Genomic DNA, 1549 nt, shown 5'->3' with positions numbered 1-1549 from the left:
CTGGGTTTTCAGGCCAAAGCACAGATGGATTACACCTACGGTAAAGAGTTTGCCGATGCCATGCTGGGACTGGTGAACACCCGTTATTTCTTCCGTTCGCCTTCCAGTACGGAAGCGGAATGGGTACAGCGTGAGATTGGCCAGCGGCGGGATAAGGTTTTCAGTGAGCAGTACAGCTACGGTGCGGATACCGTGCGTGACGGTGTCTCTTTCAGCAAGGTGGAAGAAGACCGCTATCTGGTGAACTACACCGACATTCAGAAACTGCCCAACCTCCACTGCTATGTCACGTTTCCCGGTGAGTATCCGGCCGTCCGGATGCGTATGTCTTATGAAAAGATAAAGGACTGCGCAGAAGAGCTGCTGTTGCGTGACATTAATGACAGCCTCGACCCGGAGATTGAATCTGAAATTACCCGTCGTGAGGATGAGGACGGCGATATTGCTGCGTTACTGGACAGGATTGCACAGGGCGATGTCAGAAAAGATGACGAACAGAACAAAACGGCGTCTCAGGCCGGACAGGCAGAATCACTTAACAATCCGGCACTGACTGCAACGGTGACTCAGGAGGCGGCGGCTGCGGCGGTGAGCGGGACGGGCGAGAGCAATCCTGTGGAAGAAAAGACGCCTGTGGCAGAGCTGACTGAAATTGTGGACAAAGAAACCGGGGAAATCCTGTATCCGGACTATGAGCGGTATGACGAACTCTGTAGAGATTCAGACCAGGCACAGGAGGCAATGCGACAGGATGAACGCAATCTGGTGATTCATCGATCACACCGGGATGAGCGCGAACCGCTGGATGATATGAACTGGGGGTAATGGATTATGCTGAGTATTGCACCCATTGCCGGTGGTGGCGCAGGCTATTACACATCGCAGGATAACTACTATTTTCTGGGCAGTATGCAGTCCCGTTGGTTAGGGGAAGGCGCAAAATCGCTGCAACTGGAAGGACCGGTGGATGCTTTCCGGCTGGATGAGCTGATTGCCGGACGTCTGCCCAATGGCGTCAGTCTGGAGAGAATGGAAGGCGGCATTAATGTGCATCGCAGCGGTTATGACCTGACGTTATCAGCGCCCAAAAGCGTGTCCGTACTGATTGCGCTGTATGGCGAATCCCGTCTGCTGGAGGCCCATAACCAGGCTGTTGAGGTTGTCAGCCGGGAAATTGAGTCCCTGGTCGGAACACGGATAATGCGTGATGGCATCAGCCAGCACGTTCATACCGGAAAAATGGTGGCGGCAGCCTTTAACCATGACACCTCGCGGGAGCTGGACCCGCAAATTCACACGCATCTCCTGTTACTTAACATGACCGAAAAGGAGGGGCGCTGGTCGACGTTATCCAGCGACAGGCGTGGGCGTACCGGAACCATTGATGCACTTTATGACAACAAAATTGCGCTGGGGCAGATTTATCGTCATGCGCTCCGCCGTCAGGTTGAGGCGATGGGCTATGAGACGGCGGATACCGGGAAAAATGGTCTGTGGGAGATTAAAGGTGTTCCGGTCGATATTTTCTCAACCCGCAGTCAGCAAATCC

Annotated in this window: 2 protein-coding genes; both read left to right on the top strand. The window is 53.8% G+C overall.

Annotation, left to right across the window (positions count from 1 at the left end):
• Positions 1-825 (top strand): type IV secretion system DNA-binding domain-containing protein (locus BEA93_RS24225; protein WP_157945150.1); only part of this gene is annotated, 825 nt, incomplete at its 5' end.
• A 6-nt stretch (positions 826-831) separates the two neighbouring features.
• The coding region (mobF, locus tag BEA93_RS24220; RefSeq protein ID WP_123058259.1) for a MobF family relaxase at positions 832-1549 on the top strand (718 nt) is incomplete at its 3' end.

Origin of the sequence: Escherichia sp. MOD1-EC5950, assembly GCF_002965345.1 — a bacterium.
GTDB lineage: Bacteria > Pseudomonadota > Gammaproteobacteria > Enterobacterales > Enterobacteriaceae > Escherichia > Escherichia marmotae.
Note: the sequence above shows the minus strand (reverse complement) of the source record. Positions and strands in the feature narration are given on the sequence as shown.